This window comes from Haloferax larsenii (assembly GCF_024730625.1).
GTDB classification, from domain to species: domain Archaea; phylum Halobacteriota; class Halobacteria; order Halobacteriales; family Haloferacaceae; genus Haloferax; species Haloferax larsenii.
Genome location: NZ_CP078063.1, coordinates 1862054 through 1883388, shown reverse-complemented (window position 1 = coordinate 1883388; position 21335 = coordinate 1862054). Strand labels below are relative to the sequence as shown.

At 64.2% G+C, this 21335-nt stretch carries 21 protein-coding genes, 1 tRNA gene and 1 other RNA gene; 15 read left to right on the top strand and 8 right to left on the bottom strand.

The features are described from left to right. The first annotated feature begins 41 nt into the window (after positions 1–41). Both KU306_RS09800 and KU306_RS09795 read left to right on the top strand, forming a co-directional pair. Complete coding sequence (locus KU306_RS09800) at positions 42–1265, top strand: DUF4382 domain-containing protein (protein WP_258301830.1); 1224 nt, start codon at positions 42–44, stop codon at positions 1263–1265. A gap of 122 nt (positions 1266–1387) precedes the next feature. Beyond that, positions 1388–1458: transfer RNA gene (locus tag KU306_RS09795), tRNA-Gly, on the top strand. A gap of 342 nt (positions 1459–1800) precedes the next feature. Here KU306_RS09795 and KU306_RS09790 read toward each other — a convergent pair. Next, positions 1801–2613 (bottom strand): aldo/keto reductase, encoded by an 813-nt coding sequence (locus KU306_RS09790; protein ID WP_258301829.1) that lies wholly within the window; start codon positions 2611–2613, stop codon positions 1801–1803. Between the two features lie 278 nt (positions 2614–2891). Between KU306_RS09790 and KU306_RS09785 the strand changes: the two genes are divergently transcribed. Both KU306_RS09785 and KU306_RS09780 read left to right on the top strand, forming a co-directional pair. Next, the gene (locus tag KU306_RS09785) at positions 2892–4823 is read left to right on the top strand and encodes a bifunctional metallophosphatase/5'-nucleotidase (RefSeq protein WP_258301828.1); all 1932 of its coding nucleotides are present in this window, start codon (positions 2892–2894) and stop codon (positions 4821–4823) included. Positions 4824–5384: 561 nt separating this feature from the next. Next, positions 5385–5657 carry a Sec-independent protein translocase subunit TatA/TatB gene (locus KU306_RS09780; RefSeq protein ID WP_007539131.1) on the top strand — a complete coding sequence of 91 codons (273 nt, stop codon included), beginning with the start codon at positions 5385–5387 and terminating at the stop codon, positions 5655–5657. A 140-nt stretch (positions 5658–5797) separates the two neighbouring features. On the opposite strand, the gene ffs is transcribed toward KU306_RS09780, so the two are convergent. Together ffs and KU306_RS09770 are read right to left on the bottom strand one after the other, a co-directional pair. Continuing rightward, positions 5798–6109, bottom strand: an RNA gene (gene ffs, locus KU306_RS09775) — signal recognition particle sRNA. 138 nt (positions 6110–6247) lie between these two features. Next, a complete protein-coding gene (locus KU306_RS09770) occupies positions 6248–6661 on the bottom strand; it encodes a DUF7548 family protein (protein WP_007539129.1) in 414 nt (137 codons plus the stop codon). A 128-nt stretch (positions 6662–6789) separates the two neighbouring features. Between KU306_RS09770 and KU306_RS09765 the strand changes: the two genes are divergently transcribed. The 3 genes from KU306_RS09765 to KU306_RS09755 all read left to right on the top strand — a co-directional run bounded on the left by KU306_RS09765 (position 6790) and on the right by KU306_RS09755 (position 8873). Further along, entirely contained in the window at positions 6790–7941 is a 1152-nt protein-coding gene (locus KU306_RS09765; RefSeq protein ID WP_007539127.1) for a thiolase family protein, read from the top strand. After that, entirely contained in the window at positions 7941–8315 is a 375-nt protein-coding gene (locus tag KU306_RS09760) for an OB-fold domain-containing protein (RefSeq protein WP_007539125.1), read from the top strand. Before KU306_RS09765 ends, KU306_RS09760 begins: the two co-directional genes overlap by 1 nt. 90 nt (positions 8316–8405) lie before the next feature. Beyond that, positions 8406–8873, top strand: coding sequence for a hypothetical protein (locus KU306_RS09755; RefSeq protein ID WP_258301827.1), 468 nt, complete (start codon positions 8406–8408; stop codon positions 8871–8873). A gap of 33 nt (positions 8874–8906) precedes the next feature. On the opposite strand, the gene KU306_RS09750 is transcribed toward KU306_RS09755, so the two are convergent. Both KU306_RS09750 and KU306_RS09745 read right to left on the bottom strand, forming a co-directional pair. After that, complete coding sequence (locus KU306_RS09750) at positions 8907–9671, bottom strand: DUF7547 family protein (protein WP_258301826.1); 765 nt, start codon at positions 9669–9671, stop codon at positions 8907–8909. Between the two features lie 55 nt (positions 9672–9726). Next, positions 9727–10497, bottom strand: coding sequence for a carbon-nitrogen hydrolase family protein (locus KU306_RS09745; protein WP_007539119.1), 771 nt, complete (start codon positions 10495–10497; stop codon positions 9727–9729). Positions 10498–10616: 119 nt separating this feature from the next. Between KU306_RS09745 and KU306_RS09740 the strand changes: the two genes are divergently transcribed. Beyond that, on the top strand, positions 10617–11876 hold the full coding sequence (locus tag KU306_RS09740) for a HEAT repeat domain-containing protein (protein WP_007539117.1): 1260 nt from the start codon (positions 10617–10619) through the stop codon (positions 11874–11876). A 96-nt stretch (positions 11877–11972) separates the two neighbouring features. Further along, complete coding sequence (locus tag KU306_RS09735) at positions 11973–13535, top strand: phospholipase D-like domain-containing protein (protein WP_258301825.1); 1563 nt, start codon at positions 11973–11975, stop codon at positions 13533–13535. 48 nt (positions 13536–13583) lie between these two features. Here KU306_RS09735 and recJ3 read toward each other — a convergent pair whose 3' ends face one another. Beyond that, on the bottom strand, positions 13584–15485 hold the full coding sequence (gene recJ3, locus KU306_RS09730) for an exonuclease RecJ3 (protein WP_258301824.1): 1902 nt from the start codon (positions 15483–15485) through the stop codon (positions 13584–13586). A gap of 106 nt (positions 15486–15591) precedes the next feature. After that, positions 15592–16446, bottom strand: a complete 855-nt coding sequence (locus tag KU306_RS09725) for a fructosamine kinase family protein (protein ID WP_258301823.1) — start codon at positions 16444–16446, stop codon at positions 15592–15594. 104 nt (positions 16447–16550) lie between these two features. Between KU306_RS09725 and KU306_RS09720 the strand changes: the two genes are divergently transcribed. Continuing rightward, the gene (locus KU306_RS09720) at positions 16551–17036 is read left to right on the top strand and encodes a Mov34/MPN/PAD-1 family protein (protein ID WP_007539110.1); all 486 of its coding nucleotides are present in this window, start codon (positions 16551–16553) and stop codon (positions 17034–17036) included. Beyond that, positions 17033–17461, top strand: a complete 429-nt coding sequence (locus KU306_RS09715) for an FAD synthase family protein (RefSeq protein WP_007539108.1) — start codon at positions 17033–17035, stop codon at positions 17459–17461. Before KU306_RS09720 ends, KU306_RS09715 begins: the two co-directional genes overlap by 4 nt. A gap of 106 nt (positions 17462–17567) precedes the next feature. Here KU306_RS09715 and coxB read toward each other — a convergent pair whose 3' ends face one another. Continuing rightward, complete coding sequence (gene coxB, locus KU306_RS09710; RefSeq protein WP_258301822.1) at positions 17568–18287, bottom strand: cytochrome c oxidase subunit II; 720 nt, start codon at positions 18285–18287, stop codon at positions 17568–17570. Positions 18288–18448: 161 nt separating this feature from the next. On the opposite strand from coxB, the gene cyoE reads away from it, so the two are divergent. The 4 genes from cyoE to KU306_RS09690 all read left to right on the top strand — a co-directional run bounded on the left by cyoE (position 18449) and on the right by KU306_RS09690 (position 21283). Continuing rightward, positions 18449–19858, top strand: coding sequence for a heme o synthase (gene cyoE, locus KU306_RS09705; protein ID WP_007539104.1), 1410 nt, complete (start codon positions 18449–18451; stop codon positions 19856–19858). Positions 19859–19879: 21 nt separating this feature from the next. Further along, complete coding sequence (locus tag KU306_RS09700) at positions 19880–20536, top strand: DUF7546 family protein (RefSeq protein ID WP_007539102.1); 657 nt, start codon at positions 19880–19882, stop codon at positions 20534–20536. Between the two features lie 93 nt (positions 20537–20629). Continuing rightward, on the top strand, positions 20630–20866 hold the full coding sequence (locus KU306_RS09695) for an Rdx family protein (RefSeq protein WP_007539100.1): 237 nt from the start codon (positions 20630–20632) through the stop codon (positions 20864–20866). Positions 20867–20878: 12 nt separating this feature from the next. Then, on the top strand, positions 20879–21283 hold the full coding sequence (locus KU306_RS09690) for a hypothetical protein (RefSeq protein ID WP_258301821.1): 405 nt from the start codon (positions 20879–20881) through the stop codon (positions 21281–21283). Positions 21284–21335 lie beyond the last annotated feature (52 nt).

Genomic DNA, 21335 nt, shown 5'->3' with positions numbered 1-21335 from the left:
ATACTCCCCTCAAGTTCTTGGAGCAACTACTGTCTGTTACGATGAACACTCACAGATTTGCGACTGTTCTCGTCGCACTCCTGGTCCTCTTGGCCGGGTGTGCAGGCGGGAGTGGAACACTGACTGATGCGCCGTCTGGTTCCGACAGTGACGGGACCGCTTCTGGAGACCAAGCCACCCAGACGGGGACACTGAACTTCTACGTGAGCGACGAGCAGAACGCAATCGCCGACTTCGAACACCTCAACGTCACCATCGAGCGCGTGACGTTGATGAAGGCGAACAGCGACTCGGATGGTGACTCCGAAGACGCCGATGCAGAGGCCGATGCCGAAGCAGAATCGGAGGCCGAAGCTGAAGCACAAGGCGAATCTGACGAGGAGTCTGGCGAGGACGCGAACACCACCGCGAACGACTCGTCGACGATGACGGCCACTGGAACGGCCGTCGTGACGGCCAATGGCTCGGCGAACGCCTCAGCGGACGCTGACGCCGATATCGAGGCTGAGGCCGAAGCTGAAGCAGAAGACGACGACGCGGAAGACGATAAAGCAGCAGACGACGACGCAGGTGACGGTGGGAAAGTCACCTACGAGGTCGACAACGTGACCGTGGACCTGACCCAACTGCAGGGCGACAAGGCATCGCTCGTGGGTAGCTACGACGTGCCCGAAGGCAACTACACGAAGGTGTTCGTCCACGTGGGCGAGGTCAACGGGACGCTCAAGACGGGCGAGCAGGTGAACGTCAAGCTTCCGAGCAACAAGCTCCACCTCAACTCGAACTTCGAAGTCGGCAACGGTGAGGACGTGGACTTCGTCTTCGACATCACCGCGTTCAAGGCTGGCAACAGTGGGAAGTACATCCTCAAGCCCGTCATCAGCGAGTCCGGGACGAACGTCCCCATCGAGGACGTCGGCGCAGATGCGGCCGAATCCGAAGGCGAGCGCGAATCTGAAGACGAGTCCTCGGACGCCGCATTAACCGCGAGTTTCGATGGCAACGTCACAGTCGGTGAGAACGCGACGCTCGTGGTCTCCCAGAACGGAACGCCCGTCGAGAACGCCACTGTCAGCGTGAACGGCGAAGATGCTGGGACGACAGACGCCGACGGGGAACTCGTGGTCACCATTCCCGACGACGACGACGAGGTGACGGTGAAAGTGACTGACGGCGACGCCGAAGCCGAGTTGGAGTACGAATTTGGCGAAGACGACGAGAAGAAGCCCGATAACCCCGGAAAATCGGGAGACACGGACGCCTGACGAAAAAGGTAACATCCTTATTGGGGCGTCGAGAATGAAGGAATAGACGTTGCCTCAGAGCGCCGGTGTCTCGGCCGACCGAAGGTCGGTCGAGGCTCGGCGCGAACGAGTGTAACGAGTGAGCGCCGGTGGTCTAGTGGCAGGACCTGAGCCTTCCAAGCTCATGGCCCGGGTTCAAATCCCGGCCGGCGCATTCTACGACGAACCAACCCTGCGAGAGACCTCTGTGTCTCTCGCTCTGTGAGGAGTGAATGCGGACAGAGGGATTTGAATCAGGGAGCAAATCTTTGATTTGCGACCGAGGTTCAAATCCCGGTGAGGCAAAGCCTCACCGACGTACCACTCGTTTTACTCGCGGGGCTCCCGGCCGGCAAACGACCGTAGGGGAGTGCGCCGTCCGATATCCCGCTCGCATACGCTCGCGGGACTCCCGGTGAGGCCTCGCCTCACCGACCTTCGCAAACCTTCGGTTTGCTCAGTCCCGGCCGGCGCACGTTCTGAACGAAACCAAACGAGGAGTCGTCAGACGCCGAGCTCACAACTGAAGCAACGAGCGAAGCCGGGTGAGCAACCCGCCTTGCAGCTCGAAGACCTGCTCCATCTCGGCTTCGGACAGTTCGAAGTCGAAGATGTCGATGTTCTCCGCCAAGTGGCGCTCCTGAGACGCTTTGGGAATTGCAGCGACGTACTCCTGTTGGACGAGCCACCGCAGGGCGACTTGCGCTGGCGTCTTTCCGTGGCGAGTCCCAATCTCTTGGAGCATCTCGTCCGATAGCCCGGACCCCAGATTCAACGGGCTGTACGCCGTCAGCAACACGTCGTTTTCGATGCAGAACTCCAAGAGACTGCCCTGACTCTTGAACGGGTGGTACTCGACCTGGTTGGTGAGTATCGGAGTTTCGGACGCCTCCATCGCCTCCTGTAACTGGCTCACCGAGAAGTTACTGACGCCGATGTGGTTCACCGCTCCCTGGTCTTGCAGTTCGTTCATCGCCCGCACCGACTCACTGACGGGGACCGACCGACTCGGGGCGTGAATCAACAGCAGGTCCACGTACTCCATTTGAAGTCGGTCGAGACTCTCGGCGAAGGAATCCAGCACGTCGTCGTATCGGAGGTTCCCCCGAAGAAGCTTCGTGACCAAGAAGACCTCGTCGCGGTCGACGCTCGACTGAGCCACGGCGTCGCCGACCGCATCCTCGTTTTTGTACATCTGCGCAGTGTCGATGTGTCGATACCCCAGTTCCAACCCGGTCATCACCGCCTGCCGACACTCGTCACCCCTCATGCGGGCGGTTCCGAGCCCCAACGCCGGAACTGCCACCCCGTGCACCGAAACGGACTCCATAGGCTGTACTTCGCGTCAAGAATGCAAGAAGATGCTGCCGGTGCAGTAAGAGCTGGGTGGATTCCGAGTAAGCCATTTCTAATATCTTGTCACTCTACTAACTTTTTGAGAGACACATCACTCGAAACTCCCGCATACAGAGTCGTACATAGCAATACGGACGACTAACGTCGCAATCGGCCGTCATCTTTTTCTTAAATTATCGAACAGGAACGAACGCAGTGGAATCACGTTCCGATACCCTTCGAACCATACTCACAGTAGCAGTACTGCTTCTCGTGGCTACGACGTCGCCTGCGGCCGCCCTGACCGCAGCCCCGGCCGGTACGAACGCCGGTCCCACCGCTCCGGCGGACGTCGATACGAACGCGACCACGAACGCAACGAACGCGACGACACTCACGGTGTTGACGTACAACGACGTGCAGACCGCCGCGTCGAACCCGACGCGGATGGGTCGGCTGGTCGGCGTCGTCAACGACCGGCGGCAGGCACACGATAACCCGACCGTCGTCGTCGGTGGCGGCGACCAGGTGAGTCCGAGTTCCTTCTCGCCGACGAGTCAGTGGCGCGTCCCCGTGGACGTGCTCAACACACTCGGACCGGACGCGGAAGTCGTCGGTAATCACGACCTCGACTACGGCTTCGGCGCGGTCGAGAACTACAGCGCCGCCTCCGAGTTCCCGTGGTTGGTCGCGAACGTCGTCCACGAGGACGGTAGCGGCATCCCGGGAACGAAGAACTACACCATCGTCGAGCGTGACGGCGTCCGAGTCGGCATCGTCGGTCTGGTCGACGACGCCATCAAGTCGAAGACGGCAGTCGACTTCGACGAACAGGGATACCGCGTCGCCGACTTCTCCCGCGTCGGGAGTCGCGTTGCGACGAAGCTCAAAGACGAGAAGGACGTCGATGTCGTGGTCGCAGCGGCCCACATCGGTGTTCCCGAGTCCAAGGAACTCGCTCGCAACACCGACAACATCGACCTCATCGTCACCGGTGACGACGAAGTCGCCTACGCTCCGAAGACCGTCGACGGAACCACTATCGTCGAGGCCGAGGCCCGCGGCGCATACGTCGGCGAGGTCAACCTCTCTGTGACCGACGACGGCGTCTCGCTCGCGAGCGGGCGACTCGTCACGGTCGACGAGAATTCGTCGGTGAACCAGACCGCCGAGACAATCGTCTCCGACGCGCGGTCGTCACAGCTGGGTGAAGTCGTCGGTCGGACCAACACGACCCTCGACTCGCGGTTCGCGTCCAACTACAAAGACGAGACCGCGTGGGGCAACCTCATCACCGACGCCTTCCGCGACCAGACCGGGTCGGACGTCGCGGTGACGAACGCCGGTGGAATCCGCGGCGACTTCGTCATCGACCGCGGAAACGTCACCTACGACGACGTCTACACCTCGCTCCCGTTCGGGAACTACCTCGTCACCAAGCGAATGACCGGTGAGCAACTGCGGGAACTCCTCGCGAGTCAAGTCTCGACCACGGACGACAACTACGGCGCACAGGCACAACTGCAGGTAAGCGGCGTCTCCTACGAGTACGTCCCGTCCGAAAACGCCAGTCCGGTCGTCCGAGACGTGTACGTGAACGGCGAGCAACTCGACGAGGACGCTCACTACAACGTCACCGTCAACTCGTACATGGCCGGCTGGGCCTTCGAGGACCGGTACGGATGGAGTATGGCGGAACTCCCGACCACGAGCGAAGACTACACGCTCTACGGGACGGTCGTCGCGCAGTACATCGACGCCAACTCGCCGGTTGCACCCGAGGACACCAACCGCATTCGGCGCGTCGACAGCCACCTCGGAAACGTGACGGTGGCGAACCCGCCAGCCCACGCCGCGAAGGAGACAGTCACCGTCCGGAAGTCGGTCTCGTCCGACAGTGATTCGGTGAACGCCTCGTCGGTCGTCCTCCAGAACGCGACCACCGGGGCGCTCGACGCCGAGTCCGCAACTGTCGAAGACGGCGAGCTGGTCGTGACGTTCGACCAAGACGAGTTCCGGCGGCTGAGTGACGCCAGCCAAGAACTCGAACTGTACGCCGGATACGAGAGTTCCGTCTACGGAGACGGCTACTTCCAGCACGCGGTCGCGAACGTCGACGTAAACGTGCCGCCGGGACAGGACGATTCACACCCCGGCGGTCAACCGGGGTCCGGCGATGGTGGTCCGCCGGTCTGCACAGTTTAGCACACCAACCTGCGCGACGACGGGCGCACAACTCGCGTCATGATACACGACACGACCGTCTTTTTTTCTGTACATTTCTACCAACCAGAGTAACGACTATGTGGAATCGTGATAGTTGAATCAGTATGGCAAGCAGTTCCTCAGAACCGATGTCTCGCTGCCGAAAGTGTGGCTACTCGGCTGTCTCGGGTGGTACTGAGTGGAGTCGAGTGGAGTCGTCACTCGGGACGATGACACAGTGTCCCGAGTGCGGTAGCACCGACGTAATGACCGGACTCTAACGTCGAGAACTATCGTCCTGACACTGGTGGCTTCGGTGGTGTCACCACGAGGATTTCGAGTGGCCCTCGCTCTCCGACGGGGGCACTATTGCTGTCGCGGTGTCGACACGTGAGTCCGTCTCCAGTGCCGCGGCTTACTCGCATCCACGTTTTACACCCTGAAACGGCCACAACTGCCGGTAGGCGCGACCGTACGGCTCTCTGTGAGTGTCACGACGACGCGAACTGCCAGCGCGGCAGACCGCCTCTCTTATCTTCCCCGCGAACGTAACCGAACATAATGTTGACACCCACCCCACTGTTTCCGGGGCTCCCCGGCGGCCCAGAACTACTCATCGTCCTGCTCATCGTCGTCCTACTCTTCGGTGCGAACAAACTCCCGCAACTTGCTCGCTCCTCCGGGCAGGCGATGGGCGAGTTCCGCCGCGGTCGACAAGAAATCGAAGAGGAGCTGAAGGAAGGCGCTGAGGGCAGCGAGGACGAAGACGAAGACGAAACCACGACGGCCGCCGAGTCCGACTCGGAGACGGTCGAAGCGAAAGACGAGAACTAATCGCGTTTTGAGCGGGGTCACTTCCGCTTCGACACCCGAGGCGTGTGAGTAGCGACGCTGTTCTTGTAACGACAGACCACGTCACCACGGAATCGAACGAGTAACGGCGCTCTCGCTCAGCGTGTGAATGAGGTATGAATGGGTGGACAGTGAGGTTGCCCGGCGTTCCGACGTGGGGAATCTCGGTTGCCTTCTCCACCCCGCGATCCCTCGAGCGACGCACGTCCGATGGTCCGCTGCTCGCTTCCGCGCCTGGCGGGGTACCACCGATGAACCGCGCGAACCCTTCCCTGCGGAAGGGGTACGCGGAACCGCTGTCCCCGAAGGACGAGGTTTCTACGTTGGCTTCCGAGGCCCGCGCCGGTCTGACCGGACGCGCCCGTGTTCGGTCCCCGCTAAAGACCTATTTCGCGGGTGAAGAGCAGGGCCTAACTGCCCGACCTAGTCCACCCCTTCCTAATCCACGGACTGTTAAGGGCCTTTCGACTCGTCGGGAGGAAAATCGTGGGACACCGTCGGGGTGTCTCCAGTGGCAGTCCAGCCACAGATAGCTCCAGCGACGATTCGGTCGGAGTGACGTTGTGGTTCGCTTAGAGGACGCTTCTGGCGTATCCCGCGGTTCCGACGAAGAGGAGCGACGCGGCTCCGAGGACGCTCCAGCGGTGATAACTAATCCACGAGTACTGCTCGGGGAAACTGAACAGGACCGTCGGGTCGATTGCGAACGCCCACGTGGCCGAGATACCGAGCATCGTGAGCGCGAGAACGAACGCCAGACCGGCAGCGGTCGCGGGGTCGGTGCGTTCTTGTCGCCCGGAGAGGAGAACGATGACCTCGACGAGCGCCAGCAATCCGACGATAGCGATTCCGACGGGCCCCGAGGCGTAGTAGGCGGCCATCGGGCCTGCGCCGGATTCGACGGCGACTGCTGGCACCGCGACGGCGGCCGCGAGAAGGACCGAGCCGACGAGGCCGACAGTCGGGGCGGTGCGTTCGATATCCATAGAAACCCGTTCGAAAGACCGACTGATAAACGGTTTGAGACGTGGTCGGGGGACAGCCACAGCGGGTGCCGAGGCGTGACCGCGAGGGGATTGCCCGGTTTTAAATCTCGGTGCGACGACGTGCGCGTATGGACCGCGTAGCGATTATCGGCGCATCGATGACCCAGTTCGGGCAACGAGACGCCTGGATTCGCGAACTGCTCGCCGAGGCGGGACAGGCAGCACTCGCGGACGCCAACGTCTCGCCCGACGAAGTCGAGCACCTCTACGTCTCGAACATGGCAAGCGGCGAGTTCGAAGGGCAGACCGGCGTCCCGAACGCTCTCGCCCACGACCTCGCGGCGATGCCGGCGTACACCGCCCGAATCGACCAGACCTCCTCGTCCGGCGGCGCGGGCGTCTACGCCGCGTGGCAGTCGGTCGCCTCCGGCGCGTCCGACATGACGATGCTCGTCGGCGGCGAGAAGATGACCCACCGCTCGACCGCCGAGGCGACAGACGTCATCGCCTCGCTGACGCACCCGGCCGAGTACAAACACGGCGTGACGCTCCCTTCCTTCGCGGGACTCACGGCGCGTCTCTACCTCGACACCTACGACGCCCCGCGCGAATCGCTCGGGAAAGTCGCCGTCAAGAACCACAAGAACGGCCTCGACAACCCACACGCCCAGTTCCGTAAGGAAGTCGACCTCGACACCGTCCTCGACTCGCCCATCGTCGCCGACCCGCTTCGCCTCTACGACTTCTGTCCCATCACGGACGGCTCGGCGGCGCTCGTCTTCTGTCCCGAGTCGGTCGCGCGCGAATACACCGACGACTACGCCGTCATCTCCGGTATCGGCGGCGCGACGGACACCCACGTCGTCCACGAGCGCGCGGACCCGACCACGATGGGCGGCGTCGTCAACTCCTCCGAAATCGCCTACGAGATGGCCGACCTCGAACCCGACGACGTGGACGTGGCGGAACTCCACGACATGTTTACCATCCTCGAATTCCTCCAGTCGGAGGACCTCGGCTTCTTCGAGAAAGGTGAAGGCTGGAAGGCCGTCGAAGAGGGCGTCACGGACCGCGACGGCGAACTGCCCATCAACACCTCGGGCGGGCTGAAGTCGAAGGGACACCCGCTCGGCGCGTCCGGTGTCGCACAGGTGTACGAGATTTACAAGCAACTCATCGGTGACGCAGGCAAGCGACAGGTCGAAGCGGACGTCGGTCTCGCGTGCAACGTCGGCGGCTTCGGCAACTGCGTGACCACGACCATCATGGAGTCCCGATAATGTCCGACGACAACCCCCCGATGGAAGCGTACCGCTACCCCGACGGGAGCATCACCTACCCCGGCCACCCGGTCGGTCCCGGCGGCGAAGAACCAGTCGGTACCGTCGACCTGAGCGAATACACGGCGACGGTCCTGACGTGGACCACGTCGACGGCGACCCCACCGGGCGTTCGACAGCCCAACACGCTCGCTATCGTCGAGTTCGACGTCGACGGCGAACCCGTGCGCGCAATCGGACAGGTGACGACCGAGGACGTCGAAATCGGCGACGAAGTCGAACCGGTGTACGCCGAGGAACTCCGCGAACCCGGTGCTGGCATCCGCGAGCCGGAGAGCCAGGAGTGGGACGGCTACCAGTTTACGCCGGTCTAAACACGCGCAATCTCCCGTTTTCTGTTCGGAGCAGTCTGGGTTGTTTCTCCCGGAGCCAATGTTGATGCTGCTACACGTTCAACGTCGCGTATGAATCATTCGCGCAGCGTCACCTTCGCCCGCGACACAGTCGTCGCGGCGGCCGTACTGGCCGGGTTGTACGGTCTCGCGTTCGGCGTTCAAATCCCTCCGTTCCAAATCCCGGGCTACCTGCTCATCGTCGGCTTCGACCTGCTCGAAGTCGTCTTCGGGCCGGTCCAGCGTCATTTCGACCTCGTGTTTGGCGCATACCTCGTCGGCCTCGGAGTCGTCGGCGCGGCAGTTGCCCAGTTACTCCGCTTCGGGAGTCGCCGAACTGACGTCCCGCAGTGGCGACTCGCAGTCGCGAGCGCGCTGGCTCTCGTCGGTGTCCTCTCGTTCCTGTTCGCCGCGAGTGTGCTCATTACGACCACGCAGACGACGCCCGTGTTAATTACCGGCGCTGTCGGGCTCACACTCATCGCGCTGGCAGGATGGGTTTCGGGGCTCCTCCGTGTCGAACTCGGGCCGCGTCAGTAATCGTCCCAGTGTAAGTGGTTCTTCCCGACCGACTCAGTGGTCGCTCGGGGCCGTGTCGTCGCCGTCGCCGTCGTCACCGTCGTTCCCGTCATCGCCGTTGACCTCTTTCTTTATCGACTCTAACTCGGCGTCGACATCGACTTTAGGGCCGTCTTCCGTGTCGTCGACCGAGTCAGAGCCTTCTTCGGTCACGTCGATGCGGACTGGGCCGGTCCCGTGGTCCATGCTGTCGTCGTCGCGGGCGCGCCGGTCGTCACCGCCGCGCTGCCACTGCGACTCGAATCGCTGTTCGTCCTGCCGCCAGCGGCGCTCGCGCGTGGTTCGCTCCCGTTCCGCGTCGGCGATGCGCTCGTCGAGTTCGTCCGCGAGCGACCGGGCGCGCTCCAGTACGTCTCGCGCCTCTGGATTCGACGGCAGGTCGGCTTCCGAGAGCGCGGTTCGCAGTTCCGTCAGGGCGCGGTCGACGCCCGTGACGGCGCTTCGAGGCACGTCGCGTATTCGCGCGTCGACGTCGTTTCGGGTGTCCTCCATCGCACGAGACGGGTCCGAAAGGCGCATCAGTCGCCGGAGGAGTTCGAGCGAGGCGATAGTCGCTTCGAGGACGGCGATGACCGTCGGGATGGTGTACGATTCGGTAAAGCGGAGTATCTCGCCGAAGCTCGGCGGTTGCGGTGTTCGCGTCCTGCGGCGACCCTCACGGTCGCGTTCCTCACGAAGCTCCGTCCCGAGTTCGTCGAGCGTGTCACCGAGTTCGTCGAGCAAATCGAGCACGTCGTCGTCCCGGCGTCGGTCACTCATGGGCGGGGGTTGGGTCGCCGGGGGGATAAGCGTTCGAGCCGTGTCGGTCGCATTCCTAGTCGACGGAGCCGACGAACGCGCGTTGCTCTGCGAGGACCTCGGGGTCGAGCGTCCACACGAGGTCGCGTTCGTCTCGGTTCAATGCGGCGGCGACAGCCCCGTCCGGTCTCACGACGAGGGAGCGGCCGGCGTACTCGGACTCTGCGGCCCCCGTGCGGTCGGTCCCGCCGGTTCCGGTCCGGTTCGCGCCGACCAACCATCGGACGCCGTCGAGGGCGCGGGCGCGACAGAGAAGCCGCCAGTTCTCCGAGTGCGCCGCGGGCCACGCACCGGCGACGAACAGCGCATCGACGCCCTTCTCGGTCATGGCTGCGCTGTCGGCGACGAAGTTCAAGTCGTAACACGTCAGCAGTCCCGTCTTTCCGACGGGCGTCTCGACGGTGACGAGTTCGTCGCCGGGCGTGACGACGGCGGCTTCGTCGCCCCAGAGGTGTCGCTTTCGGTAGGTCGTGGCAGCCCCGTCCGGGCGCACGTAGGCAACCGCGTTGTGGAGCGTCTCGCCAGCCTGTTCGAGGTAGCCCGCGAGGACAGACACGTCGTTTTCGGCGGCGACCGCCGAGAGGGTCTCGGTCGCCTGCGCGGTCGTGAGCGCGGCGCTGTAGGCACGAGTGTCGGAGACGAAGCCCGTCAGGGCGTATTCGGGAAAGAGCGCCACGTCGACGCTGTCGGGCAGTGCGGCCGTTCGCTCGTGAATCGCTGCCTCGTTCGCGGCCGTGTCGAGGTCGGCGACCGAGAGTTGCGGGACGGCGACGGTCGGGTGGGTCACGCCCTAAGAGACGGCGAGCACGCCAAAAAAACACCCCGTCATGGTGGCACCCATCTCCGCCCGCCGCGACGCGAAGCGAAGGGAAACGCTCTTTTTACAGACGGACGGACTTCCGGCATATGAGTGACGGGGACGACGATACGACAGCACTCTCGCCCGAGAGCCTCGACGAGCGTCTGACCGAGGCCGAAGAGGCCCTCGAAGCGGCCGAGACCGAAGCCGACCTCGATGACGTCGAGGCCACACTCGACGACATCGACGCAGACATCGACGCCGCCGACCTGCCCGAGGCCGACGACGAAGACGACGAGGACCCTGCCGAGGAGCTTTCCTCGCACCTCTCGGACCTTCGCGACGACCTCGAAGCCCAGCGCGGCCCGTACGCCGAAGACGCCGTTTCTGAACTCGAAGACGCTACGTCTACGATTTCCGACACCCGGTGGACCGAACAGGGTGAAGGCGAAATCGTCGAGGTCGTCGAAGCGTTCGTCGAGGACCTCAACGACGTGCTCGACGCGAGCGTCACGCTCGAAGGAAAGGGCGCAGACGCCCTCAACAGCGCCATCGACGACGCTATCGAGGCTATCGAAGCGGCGTCCCTCGACGCCGACGAGGACGCAGAGACCATCGCGGACCTCCTCGACGTGACCGACGCCCTCACGGCCGGTCTCGACGACTCCCAAGAGTGGGACGACCTCGAAACCCGCGAAAAGCTCCAAGCGCAGGGCTTCTACGACGTACTCGGCCACTACAAGGACTACCCGCCGGAACTCTCTGCGCTCAAGGAACACGAAAAGCGCGGCAACGTCGATATGATTGCCCTCGCCTTCGATAGCTTCCAGTCCGACTTCATGGAGGAGTACTGCATCGAGGCGTTCACGCGAATGAACGACGATGCAGCCTTCGACGCCGTCGAACCGCAGGCCAAGCGCCGCGACAAGGGCGCTATCAAAGCAATCGGGAAGATGGCCGCCGAAGACGGCATCGAGATGCTCGTCGACTACGTCGACAGCGACAACGACCCGGCGCTCCAGAAGGTCGTGTTCAAGGCGCTCGGCGAAATCGGCTCCGAGGAAGCGACCCAGCCTATCGCGGACAAACTCGTCACGGAGAACGAAAACGTGCGCTCGGCCGCTGCGCGTTCGCTCGGCCTTCTCGGTGACACCCGCGCCGTCGACCCGCTCACGGACGTGCTCGCGGACGACGACGTCGACTCCGTGCGCGCCAGCGCCGCGTGGGCGCTCCGCCAGATTGGCACGCAGACGGCCCTCGAAGTCGCCGCCGAATACACCGACGACCGCTCGTACATCGTCCAGCGCGAGGCCGAACTCGCCGCCGAGTTCCTCGGTGACGACGTCGAAGCCGAAGCGACGGTCTGAGACGAAAACGCTTCGTTTTCTGTCGCGGTCCAATCCACGTGAGCGGTAGCTAGTGGCTGCGAACCTTTTTGAGCCATAGCGGGCCCATCGCGGCGTGTGTTCCATCGGGTCGTCCTCGTCACACTCCTCGTCGTCGCCACCGTCGCGCCTGCACCGATAGCGACGGCGACCGACCACCCCGACGCCCGTATCACCGCCGCACTCCCCAATCCGACGACGCCGGACGACCGCGGCGAGTTCGTCGTCGTAGACGCCCCGAAGGGCGCGAACCTCTCCCTCGACGATGGCGAACAGCGCGTCTCTCTCGTCGCGCCCGGCGGTCCAGTCGCCGTCGCATCGGACCCGAACGCAGCCGCAGCCCTCACCGACCACCCAATCGTCTCGCCCGGCCTCGAACTCGCCAACGGTGGAGAGGCGATTACGCTCCGCGTCGATGGCCGCGTCGCCGACCGACTCGTCTACGACCGAAGCGAGGAAGGGGCGGTTCTCACCCGCCGCGACGGTGAGTGGTCGTGGTGGCCAAGAGCCCTCTCCAGAGAGCCAGTTACGACTCACCACGAGGCGAACGCCACACTGTTCGTCCTTCCCGACTCTCCCGCGGTCCCCATCGAGACACTCCGCAGCGCAGAGCGCCGGCTCTTGCTCGCTGGATACGTCGTCTCCTCGTCCCGCGTCGCGGACGAACTCGTTGCAGCCCACGAGCGCGGCGTCCGCGTGGAAGTCCTCGTCGACGACGCACCAGTCGGTGGCTTCCCGAAGCAATCCGCGCGCGTGCTCGACAGACTCGTCGCCGCAGGGGTCACCGTTCGCGTCGTCGGCGACCCGCACTCGTTTCATCACGCGAAGTACGCCGTCGTCGACGACAGGGCGCTCGTCACGACAGAGAACTGGAAGCCCGCCGGAACGGGAGGCGCAAAGAGCAGAGGGTGGGGTGTCGTCGTCGATTCGCCCAGCATCGCGTCCGACCTCTCCAACACGTTCCGAGACGACGCCTCACTGCCGGCAACCCGGCTGTGGGAGACGTTCCGCGTCGGTCGCCAGTTCGTCGTCACAGACGTGTCGAACGGGACGTACCAAACCCGCGTCGCTCCGGAGACGGTCCGTGCCGACCGCATCTCCGTCCTGCGCGCGCCGGACAACGCCGAAGGAGCGGTCATCGACAGACTCGATGACGCGACCGACCGAATCGACGTCATACAACCGACTGTCGAAGCGGACGGCCCGTTCGTCCGCGCGCTCAAGCGCGCCGCAGCGCGTGGCGTTCGCGTCCGTCTCCTGCTCGGCAGTGCGTGGTACGTCGAAGAAGAGAACCGCGCGCTGGCGACGCGATTGAACGACTGGGCAGACCGAACCGAAAGCCCGCTCGCGGTTCGCATCGCCCGACCAGCGGGGCGGTACGGCGCAGTCCACGCGAAAGGCGTCGTCGCCGACGACACGGCCATCGTCGGAAGCATGAACTGGAATCGCCACTCCGCGCGAGAGAACCGCGAAGTCGCACTCGCTATCGACGACCCCGCTGCGGCCGACTACTATCGGCGCGTGTTCGCGGCCGACTGGCGGGCGAGCGAACGCGGGCCACCGATGAGCCTCCTCGCAGGTGTCGGTCTCGCCGCACTCGTCGGACTGCTGGCGCTCAGACGGGTCGAGTTCGCGGACTAAAATGAATCGTGGAGTCGTAGTCGCGGGCGGTTCTGCGATGCCGGCGGCTTACGCCGTCGTCGACAGTTCTTCGTCGATGTCGGCTTCGGCCATCTTCTCGACGAGGCTGTCGATGACTTCCTCGCGCATGCCGCTGACGAACTTGATGGAACCGACGACGAGGTGGCCACCGCCGGAGACGCCGCCGCCGACGACTTCCTCGTTCAGTTCGGCGACCATCCGCGGAATGTCGAGGCGGACGCCGTCCGAGCGGAGCACGGCGAAGTCAGGGCCGTAGCCGATGGTGATGACCGGCTCGCCCGTCTCCGTGACCTTGCGGTCGTGAAGCTTGCCCGTCGTCTTCCCCGGCGCGGGGTAGGTAAAGCGGTGGGCCCACTTGTCGAGGTCGATGCGGTAGAGGTTCGCACCACTGTCGAGTCGCTCGTGTTCGAGGTTGGGCTCGGCCGCTTCGAGCTGGCGGTCGACGTCGCGCTCGGCGCGCGTCGAGAGGAACTCGACGAGTTCCTCGTGGCGGTCGCGGTCGTCGCAGCCGACGTTGAGCACGTCGTTGACGATGGACGCGCCGTCGTTGTAGCGCAGCCAGTGGGCGGCGTAGTCGAGTGCCTCGCCGATGTCGAGGAGTCCCTCGCGGTCGTAGCCCTCTGCTTCGGCCAGCGCGACGTAGTCGTCCATGACTTCGGCCTTCGAGCGGTCCGAGAGGCCCGCCACGGCGGGGACGTGACGAAGGTCGTCGGTCACGTCGGGGTAAATCATCCGCGCGAGTTCGACACACATCATGCCCGTCGTGATGCGGTAGTCCTCGTCGTGCAGGTACGGGTTGACGTGCGCGTCGAGAAGCGGGTCGACCGCCTCGGGGTCGGGGTGGTGGTGGTCGACGACGGCGATGGGCACGTCGTAGTGCGCGAGGTTCTCGTAGGCGGGCACGTCCTCCTCGGTCGAGCCGTTGTCGAGCATCAGGAGGAAGGGAAGCTTCTGCCCGTGACGGGCGCGGCCTTCCAGCGCGAAGTTCAGGTCGCGAGTCACGTCCTCCATCTCGTAGAACGGTGCCTTACTCGGCAGGCGCTTGAACAGGTGTCGCGGTGCGTCGGGGTCGTCGTGGACTTCGGTGATGAGGCGTTCGAGCGCCAGTTGAACCGGCACCGACGCGCACATTCCGTCGCCGTCTGCGTGGTGGCGCACGCGAATCGGACGCCCTTCGAGGACGGTCCGGCGAAGCAGTTTGGCAACGTCTTCGAGGTCGTCGCGGAGCTTCTCGAACGCGGGCCACTCGACGAGCGGTTCGACCGGCTCGGGTGCGGCGCGTTCGTCCAGCGCGTTCTCGATACGGGCGCGCACGTCGTCGGCTTTCTCGCCTTCGAGCAGGGTGAGGCCGTCGACTTCGAGTTGGCGCGTCCCCTCGTGGTCTTCGACGTTGCCGGTCATGCGGACCGCGTCGTCGAGTTCGACGTTGGGGAACGCTCGGACGCCGGCTTCTTCGAACGCTGCGGCGGCGACGATACCGGAGTCGTCGGCGATGCGGAAGACGGTCGGGCCGCCGGTCTGTTTGATTTGGGCGACGGTTCCCTCGATAGTGACCGTTTCACCGACCGTCAGGTCGGAGATAGGCGTAATCGTCGGTTCGTGTTCGACCGTCCGTGTTCGGTAGTCGTCGGGCGTCTCCTCCGCGAACGCGATGTCGCCGTTCTCACGGATATCTTCCAGACGGACGACGAGACGGTCGCCGACCTCGTAGTCGGTCGAGAGGTTCGATTCGTGAATGAGTCCAGAGACGGAGTCGGAGATGTCCACGAAGATGCCGTATTCGACCACGCCGTTGACGACTGCGTGGTAGTACGCGTCGGTCTCGACGTCGTCGACTGTACAATTCGGTGCAAGATCGAAGACGATAGGTCGTGAGTCCGAATTCGGACCCGAGTCGGCGCCGGAATACCCGGCGTGCTCGTCGCTCATAGGTTCGCTAGGTCCGGGGGTAGTGTTAAGCTTTACAAAAGCGTTTCGTGGGTTCGAAAGGTGGTTTTCCTCGGTTCGCCGGGTCGATACCTCCCTCTCGGGGTGCTCAGTATCCAATCGCGTTCAGTGCCTCTCGAACGTCCGAGACGTACGCAGACCCGAAGACTCGGACGTGTTCGAGGAGCGGAAAGAGCGCGTAGACGGGCGCTCGGTCCTCGAAGAATCCGGGGGCGATGGGCCGCTGTTCGGCGTAGGCGTCGAAGAAGGCGTCACCGGCACTGTCGAACCAGTAGACGTAGGCGAGCTCGACCTCCGGATGGCCGTAGTAACACGCCGGGTCGAGAAACGCGACGACGCGACTGTCGCGCACGACGAGGTTCCCCACCCACGCGTCGCCGTGAACGAGACCGGGTTCGGTTGGCTCGGAGACGAGGTCTTCGAGGTCGCGGGCGACGGCCTCGATTCGCTCGGCGGTCGAATCGGGAAGGCCAGCAGACCGGGCAGCCTCACACCACGGGCGGAGGCGCTGGTCTCGGAAGAACGAAATCCACGAGTCAGTCCACGGGTTCGGCTGTCGGTACGGTCCGGAGAGCGTGTCGTACGGGAACCCGAATTCGGGAGCGCTTTCGTCGTGCAGTGACGCGAGGTGGGCGGCGAAGTCGCGCTCGGCGTCCGCGTTGAGGTCGTCGTCGCCCGCAACGTAGTCGAGGACGAGCAGGTCGGGGTCCGCGTGGTGGACGGTCGGAACCGGGAGGCCAGCCTGCGCGAGCGAGTCGAGCATCTGTCCCTCGACGTCGAGCGGGGTCGGGCCGGTTTTCGCGACGACCGGCGCTCGGTCTGCAAAGTCGAGGACGTACACGTGGCCAACGTGACCTCCTTCGAGTTCCGTCACGGTGTCCGGGGCGTCGTCTGTCCCGAGTGCGTTGGAGACGCGGTCGGTGACAGTGGCGGTCGGGGTCACAGGTCGCGTTCCGCGTGGCGGGTACCTCAGTATGACGGTAGAACTCGAGGCCGAGGAGTCGCCGTTCCGGAACTCTTAGATGGAGCGCCCGCCGACGAACCGATATGCGACTCTTCCGGTCGCGGGAGGTCATCGGCATCGCCGCCGACGCGCTCGACTTCGCGCTCGAAGCCTCCGCGGAGACCCACCCCAACGAGTACATGGGACTGCTCCGCGGCGAAGATGCCCGTCGAGTCGGACTCGACCGCGATGGTCTCGTCGTGACTGACGTCCTCATCATCCCGGGGACCGTCTCCGACCCGTACAGTGCGACGGTCAGAAACGACCTCGTGCCGAACGACTTCCGGGCGGTCGGGTCGGTTCACTCACACCCGAACGGCGTGCTTCGCCCGAGCGATGCGGACCTCGATACGTTCGGAAGCGGCACGGTCCACATCATCATCGGCGCACCGTACGGCCAGAACGACTGGGAGGTGTTCGACCAGTCCGGCGAGGTCCGCGACCTGCCGGTCTACAACGTCGACCTCCCGGACCCGGAATCGTTCTTCGACTTCACACAGGAAGACATCGACGAGGAGCTGGACACATGAGACGAGTTATCGCACAGGGGACGTTCGACATTCTCCACCCCGGCCACGTCCACTATCTCTCGGACGCGGCCGCGATGGGTGACGAACTCCACGTCATCGTCGCCCGTGCAGCAAACGTGACGCACAAACCACGACCAATCCTGAGCGACCAACAGCGAACCGACATGGTCGCCGCCCTCGACGTGGTGGACGAAGCTCACCTCGGCCATCCCGACGACATCTTCGTCCCAATCGAGGAGATTGCGCCGGACGTCATCGTCCTCGGCTACGACCAACACCACGAAGAAGCCGCCATCGAGTCGGCCCTCGAAGAGCGCGGCATCGACTGCGAAGTCGCCCGCGCGAGCCCTCGTGACCCCGCCCACGACGACGAACTGCTTTCGAGCGGGCGCATCATCGACCGTATCGTCGAGCGTCGCTGCTAAGGGCCACACCGCATTCTCACGCACGCGAGTTACTGGGCCGTTTCCCTGCCGAGCGACGGCTAGCGTTGCAACTCGGGAGTGAGAGAATATGGAAGGAAGGAGACGCTTACTGGCCGGAGTTCTGCTGCTTCTGCTCGTCGAGCCAGTCTTGGTACTCGTCCTGCGAGACGACTTCGACCGTGAAGTACATCTGCGAGTGGGCGACGCCACAGTACTCAGTACAGTAGCCCTGGTAGGTGCCTTCCTCGTAGGCGACGGTCTTGATGGTGTCCGTCGCACCCGGCATCGCGTCCTGCTTGAGGCCGAGTTTCGGGACGTGGAATCCATGTATCACGTCCTGTGATGTCACCTGGAAGTAGACGGGGCGGTCCTTCGGGACGACGATTTTGTTACCCGTCGTGAAGTTGCCCTCTTCGGGGTAGTACATGTTCCAACCCCACTGGTAGGCTTCCGCCGTAACGACGACGGGGTCGTCGCTCATGTCGATGTCGTTCCCCTGGTGGGTGACGTTCTCGTCGGCGAGGACACCGTACGACGCGACACCGACGAACAGCAGCACAATCGCGGTGGCGATAGTCCAGGTGATTTCGAGACGCCGGTTCTCCTTGGTCGGCAGAGCGCGCTCGCTGTTACGGTACTTGATGACCGTATAGATGAGGATGGCCTCGACCAGCACTGTAATCGGGATTGCTACGTAGAGGAGCTTCCCGTTCAGCTGGTTGATGAGTTCCGATGTGGCAGACGCCTGCGCCGCAACGGGGGTGGCGACAAGTGCCATCGCGACCGTCGCAAGCAGGGACGCGAGCGCGAAACGCGTCTTTCTCATGCTGAACGGGAGTTAGGAACAACCGCATAAATGCGTACCGACTCTCACGCCAGATGGTTGTACCCACCCCCTGTATACCATGGGCCTTTCGGTACCTGTCCGGTAGGAAAAAGCGCGGGTCCTAAATACGGGACGGTCCAAACGAATCGTAGGTGAATTACGTGGCCACGACTCGCGCTTCGAACAGGTTCCACGGTCTCCTCGCCGCGACGGCGATGGGGGTCTATCTTCTCTTGCTCGTCGGCGCGACCACGGCGCTCACGGACGCGACAGCCGCGTGCGCCGCGTGGCCGGCGTGCGGGGACGGCCTCTCGCTTCCGACGTCGACCGACGGTTGGATTGCGCTCGGGCACCGCCTCGCAGCCGTCTTCGTCGGACTGCTCTCGGTTGCCACGCTCGTCTCGGCGTGGCTGAGCGACTCGTCGCGCCGAGTGAAAGCGGCGGTGACTGTCGCGGCTGTCCTCTATCCGGTACAGGCCGGAATGGGTGCGCTCGTCGCGACGACCGGCACGACCCAACTGCTCTCGACGGTCCACCTCGTCGTCGGGATGGGAATCTTCGGCGGTCTTCTCGTCGCGCTCGCGTGGACGCTCGAAGAAGCCACCGGCGACCCGACCGACCGACCAGCAGAGCAGCCATCGATGGACGAACCGCTGGCAGACGACGGGGAACGCCCGCCGATTCCGACCGACCCGGTCGCGCGGGCGAAGGCGACCGCGTGGGCGTACTTCCGTCTCATGAAACCGCGGCTGATGTGGCTCCTCTGTCTCGTCGCGTCGGCCGCGATGGCGCTCGCAGGAACCGTCTCGTCCGGCTTGACGCCGCAGGTCATGGTCGCTACGCTCGGCGGTGGCGTCCTGTCTATCGGCGCGTCGGGGACGTTCAACCACGTCCTCGAACGTGACATCGACCGCCGGATGCAACGCACGAGCGACCGCCCGCTGGCGGTCGACCTCGTTCCCGTCCGCAACGCTATCGCCTTCGGCATCGCGCTGACGGTTATCTCGGTCGGCCTGTTCGCGTCCGTGAACTGGCTGGCGGCCGTCCTCGGTCTCGTCGCCATCGCGTTCTACAGCGTCGTCTACACGCTCATCTTGAAGCCGAACACCGTCCAGAACACGGTCATCGGTGGCGCGGCGGGCGCGCTCCCGGCACTCATCGGCTGGGTGGCCGTCACGGGCAACGTCGGACTCGGCGGCTTCGTCCTCGCGAGTGTCATCTTCATGTGGACGCCAGCGCACTTCTACAACCTCGCGTTGGCCTACAAGGACGACTACGCCCGCGGCGGCTTCCCGATGATGCCGGTCGTCCGCGGTGAGACGGAGACGCGCAAACACATCATCTGGTGGCTGGGCGCGACGCTCATCACCGCCGCAGGACTGGCCGTCATGGACGCACTCGGCGTGGTGTACGTCGTCACAAGCCTGCTTCTCGGCGGCGTGTTCCTCTACTTCGTCGTCCGCCTGCACTACGAACAGGACGACACGGCCGCGTTCCGCGCCTTCCACGCCTCGAACGCGTACCTCGGCATGTTGCTCCTCGCAATCGTCGTGGACACGCTCGCGGTCTGATACGACTCCAACCACTCACCCATGGCAACTGCACGCGCACTTCCCTCTCCGTCGCGGTCGACACTCTTCCGCGCCGCATTCGCGGTCAACACCACGCTGATTCTCGCGTTCGTCTATCTGCTCTTCACGCAGGCGAGCGTCGGAGCCCCGCGATACGCCATCTACGGCGTGACGTGGGTCGCCGTCGGTCTCTGGGTGCTGTTCGACACGGAAGTCGCCCCGGCATCGACAGCGACGAGACGAAAGGCTGCGGCGGTCGGATTCGGCTACTTCGCACTGCTGGCGGTCGCTGGGGGCCTCGTCACGACTCCCGTTCCGGGCGGCACGGGCGGCCTCCGCGTCGCGTTCCTACCTCCGGGATGGGGACCAGCGCTCATCTACGGCGGTGACCTGTTCAACCTCGTCCTCATGCCCGCTCGCGTCGTCGGCTACGCCGCGCTCGCGTACCTCGTCTACGACACGGTCATCGAAGCGGCAGGAGCCGCCGTCTCGGGCATCGTGGGGCTGTTTTCCTGTGTCTCGTGTTCGTGGCCTATCGTCGCCTCGCTCGTGACCAGCGTCTTCGGGAGCGGAACCGCCATCGCCGCCACGGTGACGACGCTCTCGTACGACCTCTCGACTGCCGTCTTCCTCGTCACGGTGGTCTTGCTGCGCTGGCGACCCGGCTTCGGTCGATAACTGTTGCCGACCGCGGTCAGTGCTGTGCTGACTGTGGGCGACGGTGTGTTGGCCGCCCCCTCGTTTTTCAGTCTCCGACGAGTACGACCGCCTATGACCGCCATCGAAATCGAGTACTGCGTCCCCTGCGGCTTTCTCGACCGCGCAGAGGAGATTCAACACACGCTCCTCCAGCAGTTCGGCCAGCAAATCGAACGCGTCGCGCTCGTGACCGGCGACCACGGCGTGCTCACAGTCTCAGTCGACGGCGAGCGAGTCTGGGACAAATCCGAAGACGAGTACGACCCGGACCTCATCCTCCGGCGGGTTCGCCCACACGTGGGTACCTGAGCCGGTGGACCCGTGAAGTCGCTGGAACACGCGGTCGTCGGTGCGGTCGTGGGGAGCGTCGCGGCTGTCGCACTGCAACCGCCCGGTGGCGTGCCGTTTCTGGTCGTCGGGGCAGTCATTCTCAGCGTCTTTATCGACCTCGACCACTTTCTCATCGCCCGCGTCGAGCGCGGCGACTGGCAGAACCTCCGCACGGCCGTCACCAACCCGCGCGTCGGTCTCGTCGAGCAAGAAGGCGTGTTCCCCGAGTTCGGCCCGCGATTCAATCTCCAGCGACTCCTGAGCCACCACCTCATCGGCGGTGTCGCGGTCGGCGGGCTCGCACTCGCGGGTGAAACGTCGCTCGCGGGGTTCGTCGGCGTCGTCCTCTACGCGCACGTCGTCTGCGACTTCCTCCGAGACCTCGAACTGGCGTGATTCCTCTGAGTCCTCGAACCGGCCTAAAAGGAGAGCGCCGCAGACAGCGAGG

Coding starts and splice junctions, on each gene's coding strand:
- KU306_RS09770 (WP_007539129.1), bottom strand. CDS start 6,661: ATGGATATCGAACGCACCGCCCCGACTGTCGGCCTCGTCGGCTCGGTC.
- KU306_RS09740 (WP_007539117.1), top strand. CDS start 10,617: ATGAGTGACGGGGACGACGATACGACAGCACTCTCGCCCGAGAGCCTC.
- KU306_RS09790 (WP_258301829.1), bottom strand. CDS start 2,613: ATGGAGTCCGTTTCGGTGCACGGGGTGGCAGTTCCGGCGTTGGGGCTC.
- KU306_RS09695 (WP_007539100.1), top strand. CDS start 20,630: ATGACCGCCATCGAAATCGAGTACTGCGTCCCCTGCGGCTTTCTCGAC.
- KU306_RS09800 (WP_258301830.1), top strand. CDS start 42: ATGAACACTCACAGATTTGCGACTGTTCTCGTCGCACTCCTGGTCCTC.
- recJ3 (WP_258301824.1), bottom strand. CDS start 15,485: ATGAGCGACGAGCACGCCGGGTATTCCGGCGCCGACTCGGGTCCGAAT.
- coxB (WP_258301822.1), bottom strand. CDS start 18,287: ATGAGAAAGACGCGTTTCGCGCTCGCGTCCCTGCTTGCGACGGTCGCG.
- KU306_RS09720 (WP_007539110.1), top strand. CDS start 16,551: ATGCGACTCTTCCGGTCGCGGGAGGTCATCGGCATCGCCGCCGACGCG.
- KU306_RS09750 (WP_258301826.1), bottom strand. CDS start 9,671: ATGAGTGACCGACGCCGGGACGACGACGTGCTCGATTTGCTCGACGAA.
- KU306_RS09700 (WP_007539102.1), top strand. CDS start 19,880: ATGGCAACTGCACGCGCACTTCCCTCTCCGTCGCGGTCGACACTCTTC.
- KU306_RS09715 (WP_007539108.1), top strand. CDS start 17,033: ATGAGACGAGTTATCGCACAGGGGACGTTCGACATTCTCCACCCCGGC.
- KU306_RS09780 (WP_007539131.1), top strand. CDS start 5,385: ATGTTGACACCCACCCCACTGTTTCCGGGGCTCCCCGGCGGCCCAGAA.
- KU306_RS09765 (WP_007539127.1), top strand. CDS start 6,790: ATGGACCGCGTAGCGATTATCGGCGCATCGATGACCCAGTTCGGGCAA.
- KU306_RS09755 (WP_258301827.1), top strand. CDS start 8,406: ATGAATCATTCGCGCAGCGTCACCTTCGCCCGCGACACAGTCGTCGCG.
- KU306_RS09760 (WP_007539125.1), top strand. CDS start 7,941: ATGTCCGACGACAACCCCCCGATGGAAGCGTACCGCTACCCCGACGGG.